Below are 14,205 nucleotides of genomic sequence, written 5' to 3'. Positions count from 1 at the left end.
GGTCCGGGGCGACCGCCGCCGGCGGCCGGCTGTCCGTCCGGCCGGAAGGTACGGCTTGCGGCGCGGGGGAAGGGGCCGGCCTCGCGCCGTCCCCCGCGCTCGCCGAGCACCACACCGCGTACGGGGTGCCGTGTCCTCGCCTCCACGACGGCGGAATCGGATCGGTTCACGGCCACTGCGGCACCGTAGTGGGGGCAGATGACCGGCAGGACGTCCGCGACGTCACCTCACCGGCCCCCGCGCGTTCCCTCCCGGTCACCTTCTCTCCGTCCCGCGGCGCGCCGGCGGGACCCGCCGGCGCCGTGACCGGGGCGGTGGCGGGTCCCGGCGCCCGTCAGGCGGTACCGGCGACGGCCGGGACGACGACCGGGACGACGAGGGCGGCGCGGTACCGGTGTGCTGACCGCGCGGTGCGCGGGTCCTCCTCGGACACGGGCGACTCGTGGTGGGGCGGCTCCGCCGCCGCTGGGGACGTGCGGCAGGGGCACCGGGTCACCGGCGGGCCGGCCATCGGGGGCGTCCGCTCCCGGGAGCGGCGCGGCGACCGCGCCCCCGCGGGTGGCCCTCCGCGGGCTCGTCCTGGTTCCCGTCAGCCGAGCCGCCGGGCGAACGCTCCGTACGCCCGGTCGTCGAAGAGGACGAACCTCACCTCTTCGACGGCGGTCGGCGTGCTCCGCACCGTCTCCACCGCGATGCGGGCCGCGTCGTCCATCGGCCACCGGTACACGCCGGTGGAGATCGCCGGGAACGCGACCGTCCGGGCGCCCAGTTCGTCGGCCACGCGGAGCGACTCCCGGTAGCAGGAGGCGAGCGGCTCGGGATCGCTGTCCGGGCCCTGGTGCACCGGACCGACGGTGTGGATCACCCAGCGGGCGTCGAGGCGGCCCGCGGTGGTGGCGACCGCCTGCCCGGTGGGCAGGCCCCTGCCGTACCGGGAGGCGCGCAGGGCGCGGCATTCGGCCAGGATCCCCGGTCCGCCCCGGCGGTGGATCGCGCCGTCCACGCCTCCCCCGCCGAGCAGGGAGGAGTTGGCCGCGTTGACGATCGCGTCGGCGCTCTGGCGGGTGATGTCGCCCTGGACGAGCGTGATCGTGGTGGTCATGTCCGGCGCAGCCTCCTCCAGACGGCCTTCGCCGCGTTGTGTCCCGACATGCCGTGCACGCCGGGGCCGGGCGGGGTGGCCGACGAGCAGATGAAGACGGCCGGGTGCGGGGTCGTGTAGGGGGAGAGGGAGAGTGTGGGACGCAGCAGGAGCTGGAGTCCGGAGGCCGCGCCGGAGGCGATGTCGCCGCCGACGTAGTTGGCGTTGCGGGCGGCGAGTTCGGGCGGTCCCGCGGTGGCGCGGGCCAGGACGCGGTCGCGGAAACCCGGGGCGTAGCGCTCCAGTTGGCGCTCGATGGCGTCGGTGAGGTCGCCGGTCCAGCCGTTCGGCACATGGCCGTACGCCCAGAAGACCTGCTTGCCGGCCGGGGCCCGGGTGGGGTCGGCGACGCCGGGCTGCACGGTGATGAGGAAGGGCGCGTCGGGGGCGCGGCCCTCGCGGGAGGCGGCGCGCAGGGCGGCGGCGATCTCGCCGCTGTCCGCGCCGATCTGCACGGTGCCGGCGGTGCGGGCCTGGGGCGCGGTCCAGGGGACGGGGCCGTCCAGCGCGTAGTCGATCTTGAAGACGCCGGGGCCGTAGCGGTAGTTCGCGTAGTGGTCGCCGAAACCCGCGATGCGGGCCAGGGCGGTGGGCGAGGTGTCGAAGACGTACGCCCGGGCCGGCGGCAGGTCGTCGAGGCGCTTGACCTCGTAGTCGGTGTGGATGCCGCCGCCGAGGTCCTCGAGATACGCGGCGAGGGCGTCGGAGATCGCCTGGGAGCCGCCGCGGGCGACGGGCCAGCCGCGGGCGTGCGCGGCGAGGGCGAAGACCAGCCCGACGGCGCCGGTGGCGAAGCCGTCGAGGGGGGCCATGACATGGGCGACGAGGCCGGCGAACAGGGTGCGGGCCCGTTGGTCGCGGAAGCGGCGCGTGAGCCACGTCGACGGGGGCAGGCCGGCCAGGCCGAAGCGGGCGAGGGTGACCGGGTCGCGGGGCAGCGCGGTCAGCGGCAGCGACATGAAGTCGCGGGCCAGGGTGTCCCACTTGGACAGGAAGGGTGCGACGAGGCGCCGGTAGGCGCCGGCGTCGCGCGGTCCGAAGGAGGCGGCCGTCTCCCCGACCGACCGGGACAGCACGGCCGCCGTGCCGTCCGGGAAGGGGTGCGCCATGGGGAGGTCCGGGTGCAGCCACTGAAGTCCGTAGCGCTCCAGGGGCAGTGCGCGGAACGCGGGCGAGTTGACGGCGAGGGGGTGGGCTGCGGAGCACGGGTCGTGGCGGAAGCCGGGGAGGGTGAGTTCCTCGGTGCGGGCGCCGCCGCCGACGGTGTCCTTCGCCTCGAACAGGGCCACCGAGAAGCCGCGCCGGGCCAACTCGACGGCAGCGGTCAGCCCGTTCGGCCCCGCACCCACCACGACCGCATCGAGCATCGACGGCACCTTCGGACTCCTTCGTCAGCCGACGGCCACTGGGGGATCAGGATATGCCGGGCCGCCGGCGTGCTCCCGGGGCCGTGGGCGAGGCATGCGGTGTCAGGCTCCGCCCGCCAGCAGTTCCACCACCCGGCGGGCCGTGGCCGCGTCGCGGGCCGCGGTGAAGGGCAGGGTGTTGCCGCCCCTGATGCCGAAGGGCTCGCCCGCACGGGTGAGGTGGGCGCCGCCCGCCTCCTCCACGAGGAGCAGACCGGCCGCGTGGTCCCACGCGGCCTCCCAGGAGAAGGCGACCGCGTCGGACTCGCCGCGGGCGACGGCCAGGTATTCCAGGCCGGCCGAGCCGCAGGCGCGGGGGGCCACGCCGTCCGTCCACAGGCCGAGCAGGGCGCGCTTCTGCTCGTCCGTGGTGTAGTCCGGGTGGGAGGTGGCCACGCGGAGCTCGCGGCCGGGTTCCGGGGAGCCCGCGCGCAGCCGCTCGCCGTCGAGGTGCGCGCCCCGTCCCCGCACGGCCGTGGCGAACTGGTCGCGGGCGGGGGCGTAGGTCCAGGAGGCGTGCACGACTCCGCCCCGGGCGAGGGCGACCAGGGTGCAGAAGCCGGTGTCGCCGTGCACGAACTGGCGGGTGCCGTCGACGGGGTCGATGATCCACACCGGCGCCTCGTCCTGTATCGCCTCGTACGACGCCGGGTTGGCGTGCACCGCCTCCTCGCCGACCACGGCCGAACCGGGCAGCAGGGCGGCGAGCGCGTCCGTGAGGTACAGCTCGGCGTTGCGGTCGGCGTCCGTCACCAGGTCGTGCGGGCCGGCCTTGAGGTCCACCTCGTGGTCGGCGAGCCGCCGCCAGCGCGGCACGATCTCCTTCGCCGCGGCCTTGCGGACCAGTTCCTCCACGTCGGAGGTGTGCCGGGCGAGAAACTCGTCGATGGTTTCGTTGGTCTCGATCATGCCTCCATGAGAGCACGCGCCACTGACAATCCCCACCCGCCCGGTGCACTCCCGGTGGAATCGGGAGGAAAATGGGGTGCCCGCCCTCGGTGTCGTGGGCTCAGCGACCCACCGCGTAGCCCTGCATGCCGCGCGGGTTGGCCGCCGCGGAGAGGACGCCGGTGGCCGGGTCCCGGGCGACGGCGCAGAGCCTGCCCTCCGACCAGGCGTCGCCGACGGTCACCGCGTGGCCGCGGCGGCGCAGCTCCGCCACCACCGCCGGGTCCGTGCGGGACTCGACGGTGACGCTGCCGGGGCGCATGCCCCGCGGGTAGAAGGAGCCGGGGAAACTGTCGTTGTGCCAGTTGGGGGCGTCGACGGCGCCCTGGAGGTCGAGTCCGCCGCGCACCCGCTCGCGCAGGGCGACCGCGAGGAAGAAGTGCAGCTGCCACTGGTCCTGCTGGTCCCCGCCGGGCGTGCCGAACGCCATGACGGGCACCCCGTCGCGCAGGGCCATGGACGGGGTGAGGGTGGTGCGGGGGCGGCGGCCGGGGGTGAGGGTGTTGGGGAGACCCTCCTCCAGCCACGTCATCTGCAGCCGGGTGCCGAGCGGGAAGCCCAGTTCGGGCACGACGGGGTTGGACTGGAGCCAGCCGCCGCTGGGGGTGGCCGCGATCATGTTGCCCCAGCGGTCGACGACGTCCAGGTGGCAGGTGTCGCCGCGGGTGCCCCCGTCGGCGAAGACGTCGGGTTCGCCGGACACGGGGGACGTGGGGCTCTTGGCGACGGTGGGCTCGCCGACGCCCATCGGGCTGGAGCCGGGCGGCTCGGTGGCCACCACGCACGCGTGGGCGCTCAGCCGGGGGGTGCGCCCGCCGGGGCTGCCGGGCCGCAGGCCGTGGGAGGCGCGGGGGCCGATCCCGGCCCGCCGCTCGGCGTTGTACTCGGCCGACAGCAGGTCGTCCAGCGGCACCTCGGCCGCGTCCCCGTACCAGGCCTCGCGGTCGGCCATGGCGAGCTTGCAGCCCTCGATCAGCAGGTGCGCGTAGTCGGCGGAGCCGTAGCGGGGCAGTTCCGGCGGGAGCAGGGCGAGTTGCTGGAGCAGGACCGGGCCCTGGCTCCAGGGACCGGCCTTGCACACGGTCCAGCCGTTCCAGTCGTACGTCACCGGGGTCTCGTAGGTGGCGGACCAGCCGGCGAGGTCGGCGGCGGTCAGCGTGCCGGTGCGGCGCTCCCCGCTGGTGTCCAGGGTCGGGCGCCCGGCCTGCCGGACCAGCGCCTCGGCGATGAACCCGGTCCGCCACACCTCCCGCGCGGCGTCGATCTGCGCCTCCCGGTCGCCGGCCCCGGCGACCTCGGCGAGCAGCCGCTTCCAGGTGGCGGCGAGGACGGGGTTGCGCAGCAGCTCGCCGGGGCGCGGGGCCCGGCCGCCGGGCAGGTACACCTCGGCCGAGGAGGTCCACTCCGTCTCGAACAGCTCGCGTACGGTCTCGACGGTCTCGCCGACGCGCTCCACGGGCGGGTGTCCGTCCTCGGCGTACCCGATGGCGTGCTTCAGGACGTCGGCGAGGGCCTTGGTGCCGTGGTCGCGCAGCAGGAGCATCCAGGCGTCGAAGGCGCCGGGCACGGCCGCGGCGAGCGGTCCGGTGCCGGGGACGAGGTCCAGGCCGAGCCCCTTGTAGTGGGCGACGGTCGCCCCGGCCGGGGCGACGCCCTGCCCGCACAGCACCCGTACCTCACCGCCGGCCGGCGCGAGCAGGATCGGCACCTCGCCGGCCGGGCCGTTGAGGTGCGGTTCGACGACGTGCAGCACGAAGGCTCCGGCCACGGCGGCGTCGTAGGCGTTGCCGCCGTCCTCCAGCACGGCCATCGCCGACTGCGAGGCCAGCCAGTGGGTGGAGGACACCATGCCGAAGGTGCCCTGAAGGGTGGGGCGGGTGGTGAACTGCATCTCTCACCTCGGTGTGCGCGGGCGCCGGTCGGCCCATCCAACCGTGAAGGGCGGGTGCGGCGCGACGGCACCCGTGACTCCGTGGCCGAACGGCGACCGGACTCCGGTCACGAAGAGGGCGGTGACGGTTCTTCCGGCTTCACGGGCCGTGCGGCGGGAGCGCTCCGGGGCAGCGGCGCGGCGGAAGCGCGCCGAGCCGGTCCCCCGGGGCGCGCGAGTGAAGCCCCTCGAAGGGCTGCGGGCTACCGGTCGGCGCCGGCGTCCTCACGGTCCGGTGCGGATCCGGCGCTCTCGTCGGCGCGGCGGCGGGCGTCCTCGTCGGTGCGGGCGTCGTAGCTGATGAGCCTGGGCAGCGCGGCGGCGAGCAGACCCACCGCGGCGACGCAGGCGAGGCCGCCGGTCCAGATCGCCGGTCGGGCGCCGGTCCAGCCGGCCATCGCCCCGGCGCGGACCTGACCTAGCTGGGGGCCGACGCTGTAGGAGAGGACCTCGATGCCCGCGAGCCGGCCGCGCAGCCGGTCGGGGATGGTCTGGTTCCAGATGGTCGAGCGGCCGAGCCCGCTCAGCATGTCCCCCGCTCCCGCCAGGCCGAGGAACACCAGCACCAGCCAGACGTTCGACGTCCAGCCGGCCGCCGCCATGGCCAGGCCCCAGCCGGCGGCGCCGAACACCACCAGCAGGCCGTGCCGCTGCGTCCGGGAGACCCAGCCGCTGGTCAGGCTCAGCAGCAGCGACCCGACGGCGCCCGCCGAGTACATCAGGCCCAGCGCCCAGTCGGCGTCGAGCTCGTCGGCGAGGAAGGGGAAGATGGTGTTGGGGAAGGCGAAGAACATCGCCGCCAGGTCCACCGCGTACGTGCCGAGGAGCACCGGCCGCGACCAGGCGTACCTGGCCCCTTCGGCGATGCCGCGCAACGACGGCTTGGCGGCGTGCTCGACGGGCGGCACGGGGGAGAGCCGGCGGCACATCAGGACCGACGCGAAGAAGCAGACCACGGTGGTGGCGTAGGCGGGGACGTTGCCCGCGTACGCCACCACGAGGCCGGCCAGCGCGGGTCCGCCGATCGCGCCCGCCTGCCAGCGCAGGGCGTTCAGCGCGGCCGCGGCGGCGAGCTGCTCGTGCGGGACGATCCGGGCCAGCAGTGAGTCCAGGGCGGGGCGCTGGAGTCCGGCGAGCGCCGCCACCGCGGCCGCCACCACGTACAGCGGCCACAGCATGGGATGCGGCAGCAGCGCGTTCAGCAGCAGGACGACGGCCAGCAGTCCCAGCCCCGCCTCGGTGAGCACGATGACCTTGCGCCGGTCGACCGCGTCCGCGAGTGCCCCGCCGTACAGGCCGAAGACCACCAGCGGCACCAGTTCGACGGCGCCCATCGCGCCCACCGCGAGCGGTGAGCCGGTCAGTTCCTTGATCTGGAGCGGCAGCGCGATCAGCGCCATCACGCTGCCGAGGTAGGTGACCAGGCCCTGCACCCACAGGAGGCGGAAGTCGCGGGAGGAGCGCCAGGGCGTGAGGTCGGGGAGTACTGCGACAAGCTTCTTGATCATGGTTCAGCGGCTCCCGGCCGCGCGCTGCGGGGATACGGCTCGGGGCTCCGCGGCCGTCGAGTGGTGGCGTCCGATCGGCAGGACGAGGGGCTTGCCCGAGACCGGGTCCTCGATGACGCGGCTCTCCATGCCGTACACGGCCCGGACCGTGTCCTCGGTCATCACGTCCTCGGGTGTTCCGGCGGCGTGCAGTCGCCCGGACGCCAGGGCTATCAGCCGATCAGCATAGCGGGCGGCCAGGTTGAGGTCGTGCAGGACCATGACGATCGTGGTGCCGCGGGTCCGGTTCAGGTCGGTCAGCAGGTCGAGGACCTCGATCTGGTGACTGATGTCGAGGAACGTGGTGGGCTCGTCGAGCAGCAGCAGGTCGGTCTGCTGGGCCAGCGCCATGGCGATCCACACGCGCTGGCGCTGGCCGCCGGAGAGCTCGTCGACGGCCCGGTCCATCAGGTCGGTCGTGTGGGTGGCCTCCAGCGCGGCGGCGACCGCGGCGTCGTCCTCGGCCGTCCAGCGGGAGAAGGCGCGCTGGTGGGGGTGGCGGCCCCGGCCGACCAGGTCGAGGACGGTGATGCCCTCGGGGGTGACCGGTGCCTGCGGCAACAGGCCGAGGGTGCGGGCGAGTTCCTTGGCGGGGGTGCGGTGGACCTCCTTGCCGTCCAGGAGGACCCTGCCCGCGCGCGGGACCAGCAGCCGGGACATCGCGCGCAGCAGCGTCGACTTGCCGCAGGCGTTGGCGCCGACGATCACCGTGATCCGCCCGGCCGCGAGGGCCAGGTCCAGGCCCTCGATGACGGCGCGGTCGCCGTAGCCGAGCGCGAGGTTCTCGGTGACGAGGGTGTGGGACGCGGTCACAGTGAGCCTCCGGCCCGGTTGGTGCGGACGATCAGGTAGACGAGGTAGGGCGCGCCGAGGACGCCGGTGACGATGCCCACGGGGTAGCGGGTGTCGAAGGCGTACTGGCCGGTGAAGTCGGCGACCAGGACGAGCAGGGAGCCGACCAGTCCCGCCGGGACCAGCAGGGAGCCGCCGGTTCCGGTGAGCCGGGCGGCGATCGGGCCGGAGAGGAACGCGACGAAGGCGATCGGTCCGGCCGCCGCCGTGGCGAACGCGATCAGCCCGACGGCCGCGACGATCACCGTGACGCGGGTGCGTTCGACGCGGACGCCGAGCGCGGCGGCCGTGTCGTCGCCCAGGCTCAGCGCGTTCAGGTCGCGGGCCCGGGACAGCAGCACCGGACCGCACACGAGCACGGCGAAGACGGCGGGCACGGTCTCCCCCCAGGTGGTCCCGTTGAGGCTGCCGGTGAGCCAGCGCATCGCCTCCTGGAGGTCCCACTCGCCGGCCTCCGACAGGACGTAGGAGGTGACGCTGTCGAGCAGGGCGGCGACGCCGATGCCGATCAGGATGAGCCGGGTGCCGGCGACCCCGTCCCGGAAGGCGAGGGTGTACATGAGCAGCGCCACGCCGAGGGCCGCGGCTATCGCCACGGCCGACACCCCGGTCCCGCTCATCGAGAAGGTCACGATGGCGAGGGCCGCCGCCGCGCTCGCTCCCGCGGTGATGCCGATGACGTCGGGGCTGGCGAGCGGGTTGCGGAGCATGGTCTGGAAGGTGACGCCGGCCATGCCGAAGCCGAAGCCGGCGGTCAGGGCCAGCACCGCCCGCGGCAGCCGCAGCGTGCCGACGGTGAAGGACGCTCCCGGCACCTGCTCGCCCATGACCACGCGCAGCACGTCGCCGGCCGGGTAGAAGGTGTGTCCCGCCATGAGGGACGTGGCGAACGCTCCGGCGACGAGGACCAGCAGCGTGAGGACGAGGAGCCGGCGCCGGTGCGCGCCGCGGACCCGTGCCCGGGTGACGGCCGGCAGTGTGGACGACGGGGCGCGGACTGCTGGTGCGCTCACAGGGACCTGACCTTTTGGCGTCGGACGATGTGGATGAAGAAGGGGGCGCCGATGATCCCGGTCAGGATCCCCACGTCGATCTCGGCCGGGCGGGCCACGACCCGACCCACCACGTCCGCGGCCGTCAGGAGGACCGCGCCGCCCAGCGCGGAGAACGGCAGCAGCCAGCGGTGGTCCACGCCCACCAGGAGCCGGCAGACGTGCGGTACGACGAGACCGACGAAGAGGATCGGTCCGGCGACGGCGGTGGAGGCGCCGCACAGCACCACCGCGCCGAGCGCCGCGCCGGCCCGGACGAGGGCCACCCGCTCGCCGAGCCCGGCGGCCAGGTCGTCGCCCAGGGCCAGCGAGTTCAGGGCGCGGGCGGAGGCCAGGCAGATGACGAAACCGGCGCCGAGGAACGGCAGGACGCTGCCGAGCTGCCCGTAGGAGGCGCCGCCGACGCCGCCGATCTGCCACAGCCGGAAGGTGTCGGAGATGTCGTTGCGCGGCAGGACGACGGCGCTCACCAGGGAGGTCAGCGCGGCCGTGATGGCGGCGCCGGCGAGGGCCAGTTTCAGGGGAGTGGCGCCGCCGCGGCCCAGCGAGCCGACGGCGTACACGAAGGCGGCGGTCAGCGCCGCCCCGAGCATCGCCACCCAGATGTACCCGTCCGCCGACGCGAGCCCGAAGTAGGCGATGGCGGTGACCACGGCCAGTGAGGCGCCCATGTTGACGCCGAGGATGCCGGGGTCGGCCAGCGGGTTGCGGGTCACTCCCTGCATGACCGCGCCGGAGAGTCCGAGGGCGGCGCCCACGACGACGGCGAGGAGGGTGCGCGGTATGCGCCTGGTGACCGCCGCCTCCTCCAGGGTGGCCTCCGCGCCGCCGAGTGCCGCCCATACGTCGGACCAGGCGACGGCACGGGAGCCGAGGGCGAGGGAGGCCACCGTGACGGCGGCCAGGACGGCGGCGACCGTGAGGAGCCACAGGACGCGGACGCGCGCCGGACGCCGTGTCGGTACGGCGTCCGGCGTGATCGGGGTGGGGGCGACGGTCACTTGACCTTGTCCGCGGCCTCGGCGAGCGCCTTCACGTAGTCCTCAAGGACGTACGGGATGGACAGCGGGGTGGGGTTGGCCGCGGTGGCCAGCGGGGTGCTGCCGGGCAGCAGGTAGACGGAGCCCCGCTCGACGGCTGCCAGCTTCGAGGTGAGCGGGTCGTCCTCGAGGGCCTTGAGCAGTTCGCCCGTGTCGTCGCCGTAGCCGGTGATGACGTCGACGTCGTTGAAGTCGTCGATGCGCTCGGCGCTCTTGGTGAGCACGAACTTCTTCGTCGACTCGGACGGCCCCGAGACGCTGGCGGGGATCTTCATGCCGAGGTCGGTGAAGAACTGGGTGCGGGTGTCGTGGGTCGTGTAGAAGCCGACCTGGCTGACATCCTTGGAGGAGACGTGCGTCATGAACATCGCCGTCTTGCCCTTGAGCTGGGGGTACTTGGCGGCGGTCTTGCCGATCTGCCCCTCGAGGTCGCCGATGAGCTTGTCGCCCTCGTCGGCGAGTCCGATGGCCTTGCTGTTCTGACGGATGATGTCGCGCCACGGGGTCGCCCAGGCGGCCTCGGGGTAGGCCACCACGGGGGCGATCCGGCTGAGGGTCTCGTAGTCCTGCTCGGTCAGCCCGGAGTACGCGGCGAGGATGACGTCGGGCTTGGTGTCGGCGACGGCCTCGAAGTCGATGCCGTCGGTCTCGTCGAACAGGACGGGTGTCTCGGCGTCGAGTTCCTCGAGCCGCTTCTCGGTCCAGGGCAGTACGCCGTCTCCGTCGTCGTCGCCGAAGTTGGCCTTGGCCATGCCGACGGGGACGACGCCGAGGGCGAGCGGCACCTCCTCGTTGGCCCAGTTCACGGTGGCGACGCGCTTCGGCTTGTCGGGGACGACCGTGGTGCCGAGGGCGTGCTCGATCGTCACCGGGAACCGGCCGGAGGCCTTGGCGTCGGCACCGGCGGCGCTGCTGTCGTCGTTGGTGTCGCCGGACTCGCCGCCGCAGGCGGTGAGTCCGGACAGGAGGGCCACCGCGAGGGCGAGCGCGCGCAGGCGTGGGGTTCTCATCGGCCCGTGTTCCACTTTCAGTCAAGTTAGGTAAGGCTTGCCTGAACAATGTATGGAGCCGGGGCTCATGGATCAATCGAGTCTTTTCGACAGCCCTTGTAGCGATCGGGACACGTGACGGTGCGGGCCCTCCGGTGCGACGGGCCCTTCAGCGCGCCCGGAACCTGCCGGGAGTCATACCGGTCGTCCGCCGGAAGGCGGCTCCGAAGGCGCTCGCCGAGCGGTAGCCGACCGCGTCGGCCACCACGTCGACCTCGAAGCCGAGGGACAGCAGGTGCACGGCGTGCTGGGCCCGCACCGAGGCGACCCAGCGGGCGAAGCTCGTGCCCGTCTCGCTCCGGAACGCGCGGGTGATCGTGCGGACGCTGCACCCGAGGGCGGCCGCCCAGCCGGTGAGCGTGCGCTGGTCGGCGGGATCGGCCCGTACGGCGTCCACGATGGGCCGCAGCAGCGCGGAGGTGGGCAGTTGCACCAGCAGCGCCCGAGAGGACGGACGCAGCACGTCGAGCACCATCGCCTCGGCCACGGCCCTGGAGCGCGGCGGCAGGCCGGGCTCCTCGAGCCGCTCCAGGAGCAGCCGGAGCAGCGGGGTGATCTCCACGGCCACCGGCGCGTCAGGCAGCGCCGACTGCGTGCCGTACCGGAAGAAGTGGGCGCGGTAGGAGGTTCCGGCGACCGCGGAGGCGGAGTGCAGCTGCCCCGCCGGCATCCACAGCCCCAGCGTCGGCGTGATGCACCACACCCGGGAGCCGACCACGGCGGTGGAGGTGCCGTACACGTTCCAGAGGAGTTCGTGCCAGGGGTGCGAGTGTTCGTTCCACGTCGTGTCGGCGGCGACGACCTCCTCGTACCCCTGGATCACGAAGGGCACGTCCCCCTCGCCGGCGGCGAGTGCCGGCAGGTCCCTGATGACACGCATGCGCTCAGGCTAACCGGCGCCCGTGCCGCTCCGGCCGCCGGTCAGGGACGCATCCGACGGCGCCGACGGACACCGCCGGTACTGTGTGCACCCGCAGCCGGGGGACGGGGCCGCCGTGGTGGCCGCCGCCGTCTGACCGGCCGCGGGGCGGGGCGGATCCGGCGGGGGCGGGGAACATCCCCGCCCCCGCCGGTGTTGGTTCCGGCGGCGGAACGAAAGGCGGAGCCGTGCACGGTGAGTACAAGGTTCCCGGCGGCAAGCTGGTCGTCGTGGACGTGGACGTGGAGGACGGCGTGCTACGGCACGTGCGGGTGGCGGGCGACTTCTTCCTGGAACCCGACGAGGCGCTGGACGCCGTGAACCGCGCCCTGGACGGCGCCCCCGCCGACACCGACGCCGCCGGTCTGGCCGCGCGGATCGACGCGGCCCTCCCCGAGGGGACCGTGATGTACGGACTCACCCCCGAGGGCGTCGGCATCGCGGTGCGCCGCGCGCTCGCGCACGCCACCGACTGGACCGACTACGACTGGCAGGTGATCCACGAGGGCCCGCAGTCCCCCGCCCTGCACATGGCGCTGGACGAGGTGCTGACCGCCGAGGTCGCCGCGGGCCGGCGTCCACCGACGCTGCGGGTGTGGGAGTGGGGCGCCCCGGCGGTGATCATCGGAAGCTTCCAGTCCCTGCGCAACGAGGTCGACGCGGAGGGCGCCCGGCGGCACGGCATCGAGGTGGTGCGCCGGATCTCCGGCGGCGGCGCGATGTTCGTGGAACCCGGCAACACCATCACGTACTCGCTGTCGGTGCCGGAGGCGCTGGTGCAGGGGCTGTCGTTCCAGGACAGCTACGCCTACCTCGACGACTGGGTGCTGGGCGCGCTCGGCGAGATGGGGATCAGGGCCTGGTACCAGCCGCTGAACGACATCGCCACCGACCAGGGGAAGATCGCGGGCGCCGCCCAGAAGCGGATCGTGGGCCCGGACGGCGGCCCCGGCGCGGTGCTGCACCACGTGACCATGTCCTACGACATCGACGCCGACAAGATGCTCGACGTGCTGCGCATCGGACGCGAGAAGCTGTCCGACAAGGGCACGAAGAGCGCGAAGAAGCGGGTGGACCCGCTGCGCCGGCAGACCGGTCTGCCGCGCGGGGCCGTCATCGAGCGGATGATCGACTCGTTCCGCGCCCGGTACGGGGCGGCGGACGGCAAGGCGACGGACGAGGAACTGGCCCTCGCGGAGGAACTGGCGCGGACGAAGTTCACCACGCCGGACTGGACCGCCCGCGTGCCCTGACAGACGCAAATCCCCTCTTCGCGGGGAGAATTGAGGCAAGACGGCACCCCGGGCGGTACGCCCCTGTCACCGCTCCCCTACGGAGCGAGTTGGCCCTTTCCGCACCACGGCGATGCGTGTGACACTGGCGTCCCGTCCGCTGTGCGGACTCCGTCCGCTGTGCGGACCCCCTCCGCACCGTCCCCACGAAGAGTGCGCCGTGCGTTCCTTTCCTCTGCCGGTCGCCCTGACCGCGCGCCTGTCCCCGGTCATCGTCCTCGCCGCGGCCGGCTGGGCACTGTCCTCCGGCCCGACGGACGCGCCGCAGGAGGCGGCCGACCGACCGACCGGGAAGACGGAGACCCGGTCCCCCTCCGCCCCTTCGCAGACGCAGGCGGTGAAGACGTACGCCGCCGCGCCGGCGCCGTGCGACAGCATCGCCGAGAAGACCGTCAAGTCCCTCGTGCCGGGCGCCAAGACGGCCGGCAAGGAGATACCGTCCACGGACCCGGATCTGCGCCGCACCTGTTCCTGGAACGCGCTCAAGGGCTACGAGTACCGCTGGCTCGACGTCTCCTTCGAGGTGCTGGAGTCGGACGAGGCGGCACAGCGGTCGTACCAGGGGCGGGTGGAGGACAGGAGCGGCGGGGGCGCGGTCCCGGGCCTCGGGGGCGAGGCGTACTCCGTCGTGAACCTCACCACCGAGGACAAGCAGCAGACACGCGAGGGCGTGGTGGTGGTCCGCGCCGCCAACGCCCTGGTGGTCGTGACGTACAACGGCAGCGACTTCGAGTCGAAGAAGGCGCCGGGCACGGACGAGATCAACAAGGGCGCCATCAAGGCCGCGAAAGAGGCGGTGGCGGCGCTGGAGAAGAACCGGAATTGACGGTTCCGTGACATCTGTCACAGCTGTCGACGATCTGCGCGGGCCGCTTAGTAGGAACCGCCCTGCCGACATGAGGGACTTGTCCGTCTTGCCGTTAATGCGGAAGGGGGCGGGACGAAGGGCGTCCGGGCGGGAAGCCGGCGACCGCCGCTTCTTCGCCGCATGACGCTTTCTGACAGGGCGGCAGGCGTCCCGAAGGGCCC

The 14,205-nt window shown here is 73.7% G+C and carries 12 protein-coding genes; 2 read left to right on the top strand and 10 right to left on the bottom strand.

Features of this window, described 5'->3' with window-relative positions; translation table 11 throughout:
* Positions 1-589: 589 nt before the first annotated feature.
* The 10 genes from ACZ8ZB_RS28540 to ACZ8ZB_RS28495 form a co-directional block, all read right to left on the bottom strand.
* The gene (locus ACZ8ZB_RS28540) at positions 590-1,102 is read right to left on the bottom strand and encodes an O-acetyl-ADP-ribose deacetylase (protein WP_470740491.1); all 513 of its coding nucleotides are present in this window, start codon (positions 1,100-1,102) and stop codon (positions 590-592) included.
* Positions 1,099-2,508, bottom strand: coding sequence for a phytoene desaturase family protein (locus ACZ8ZB_RS28535; RefSeq protein ID WP_470740490.1), 1,410 nt, complete (start codon positions 2,506-2,508; stop codon positions 1,099-1,101). Before ACZ8ZB_RS28535 ends, ACZ8ZB_RS28540 begins: the two co-directional genes overlap by 4 nt.
* 102 nt (positions 2,509-2,610) lie before the next feature.
* On the bottom strand, positions 2,611-3,456 hold the full coding sequence (locus ACZ8ZB_RS28530) for an inositol monophosphatase family protein (protein ID WP_470740489.1): 846 nt from the start codon (positions 3,454-3,456) through the stop codon (positions 2,611-2,613).
* Between the two features lie 100 nt (positions 3,457-3,556).
* The gene (locus ACZ8ZB_RS28525) at positions 3,557-5,386 is read right to left on the bottom strand and encodes a gamma-glutamyltransferase family protein (protein ID WP_470740488.1); all 1,830 of its coding nucleotides are present in this window, start codon (positions 5,384-5,386) and stop codon (positions 3,557-3,559) included.
* A 242-nt stretch (positions 5,387-5,628) separates the two neighbouring features.
* Positions 5,629-6,933, bottom strand: coding sequence for an MFS transporter (locus tag ACZ8ZB_RS28520; protein ID WP_470740487.1), 1,305 nt, complete (start codon positions 6,931-6,933; stop codon positions 5,629-5,631).
* 3 nt (positions 6,934-6,936) lie between these two features.
* Positions 6,937-7,785, bottom strand: a complete 849-nt coding sequence (locus tag ACZ8ZB_RS28515) for an ABC transporter ATP-binding protein (RefSeq protein WP_470740486.1) — start codon at positions 7,783-7,785, stop codon at positions 6,937-6,939.
* Entirely contained in the window at positions 7,782-8,837 is a 1,056-nt protein-coding gene (locus ACZ8ZB_RS28510) for a FecCD family ABC transporter permease (RefSeq protein WP_470740485.1), read from the bottom strand. Before ACZ8ZB_RS28510 ends, ACZ8ZB_RS28515 begins: the two co-directional genes overlap by 4 nt.
* Entirely contained in the window at positions 8,834-9,877 is a 1,044-nt protein-coding gene (locus tag ACZ8ZB_RS28505; protein ID WP_470740484.1) for a FecCD family ABC transporter permease, read from the bottom strand. Before ACZ8ZB_RS28505 ends, ACZ8ZB_RS28510 begins: the two co-directional genes overlap by 4 nt.
* Positions 9,874-10,926: an iron-siderophore ABC transporter substrate-binding protein gene (locus ACZ8ZB_RS28500; protein WP_470740483.1), complete on the bottom strand. Its 1,053-nt coding sequence runs from the start codon at positions 10,924-10,926 to the stop codon at positions 9,874-9,876. The genes ACZ8ZB_RS28505 and ACZ8ZB_RS28500 overlap by 4 nt, the downstream gene beginning before the upstream one ends.
* Before the next feature lie 148 nt (positions 10,927-11,074).
* On the bottom strand, positions 11,075-11,845 hold the full coding sequence (locus ACZ8ZB_RS28495; protein WP_470740482.1) for a helix-turn-helix transcriptional regulator: 771 nt from the start codon (positions 11,843-11,845) through the stop codon (positions 11,075-11,077).
* A 227-nt stretch (positions 11,846-12,072) separates the two neighbouring features.
* Between ACZ8ZB_RS28495 and ACZ8ZB_RS28490 the strand changes: the two genes are divergently transcribed.
* The gene (locus ACZ8ZB_RS28490; protein WP_470740481.1) at positions 12,073-13,137 is read left to right on the top strand and encodes a lipoate--protein ligase family protein; all 1,065 of its coding nucleotides are present in this window, start codon (positions 12,073-12,075) and stop codon (positions 13,135-13,137) included.
* Positions 13,138-13,336: 199 nt separating this feature from the next.
* The gene (locus tag ACZ8ZB_RS28485) at positions 13,337-14,002 is read left to right on the top strand and encodes a hypothetical protein (protein ID WP_470740480.1); all 666 of its coding nucleotides are present in this window, start codon (positions 13,337-13,339) and stop codon (positions 14,000-14,002) included.
* Positions 14,003-14,205: the final 203 nt, after the last annotated feature.

It is taken from the genome of Streptomyces sp. 12E, from assembly GCF_055633275.1.
The sequence above is the reverse complement of the archived record's forward strand: the minus strand, read 5'-3'. Positions and strand labels throughout refer to the sequence as shown.

What these genes read in the sequence shown, in the direction of transcription:
- ACZ8ZB_RS28540 (WP_470740491.1), bottom strand. Translation starts at nt 1,102, where the DNA reads ATGACCACCACGATCACGCTCGTCCAGGGCGACATCACCCGCCAGAGC.
- ACZ8ZB_RS28535 (WP_470740490.1), bottom strand. Translation starts at nt 2,508, where the DNA reads ATGCTCGATGCGGTCGTGGTGGGTGCGGGGCCGAACGGGCTGACCGCT.
- ACZ8ZB_RS28530 (WP_470740489.1), bottom strand. Translation starts at nt 3,456, where the DNA reads ATGATCGAGACCAACGAAACCATCGACGAGTTTCTCGCCCGGCACACC.
- ACZ8ZB_RS28525 (WP_470740488.1), bottom strand. Translation starts at nt 5,386, where the DNA reads ATGCAGTTCACCACCCGCCCCACCCTTCAGGGCACCTTCGGCATGGTG.
- ACZ8ZB_RS28520 (WP_470740487.1), bottom strand. Translation starts at nt 6,933, where the DNA reads ATGATCAAGAAGCTTGTCGCAGTACTCCCCGACCTCACGCCCTGGCGC.
- ACZ8ZB_RS28500 (WP_470740483.1), bottom strand. Translation starts at nt 10,926, where the DNA reads ATGAGAACCCCACGCCTGCGCGCGCTCGCCCTCGCGGTGGCCCTCCTG.
- ACZ8ZB_RS28495 (WP_470740482.1), bottom strand. Translation starts at nt 11,845, where the DNA reads ATGCGTGTCATCAGGGACCTGCCGGCACTCGCCGCCGGCGAGGGGGAC.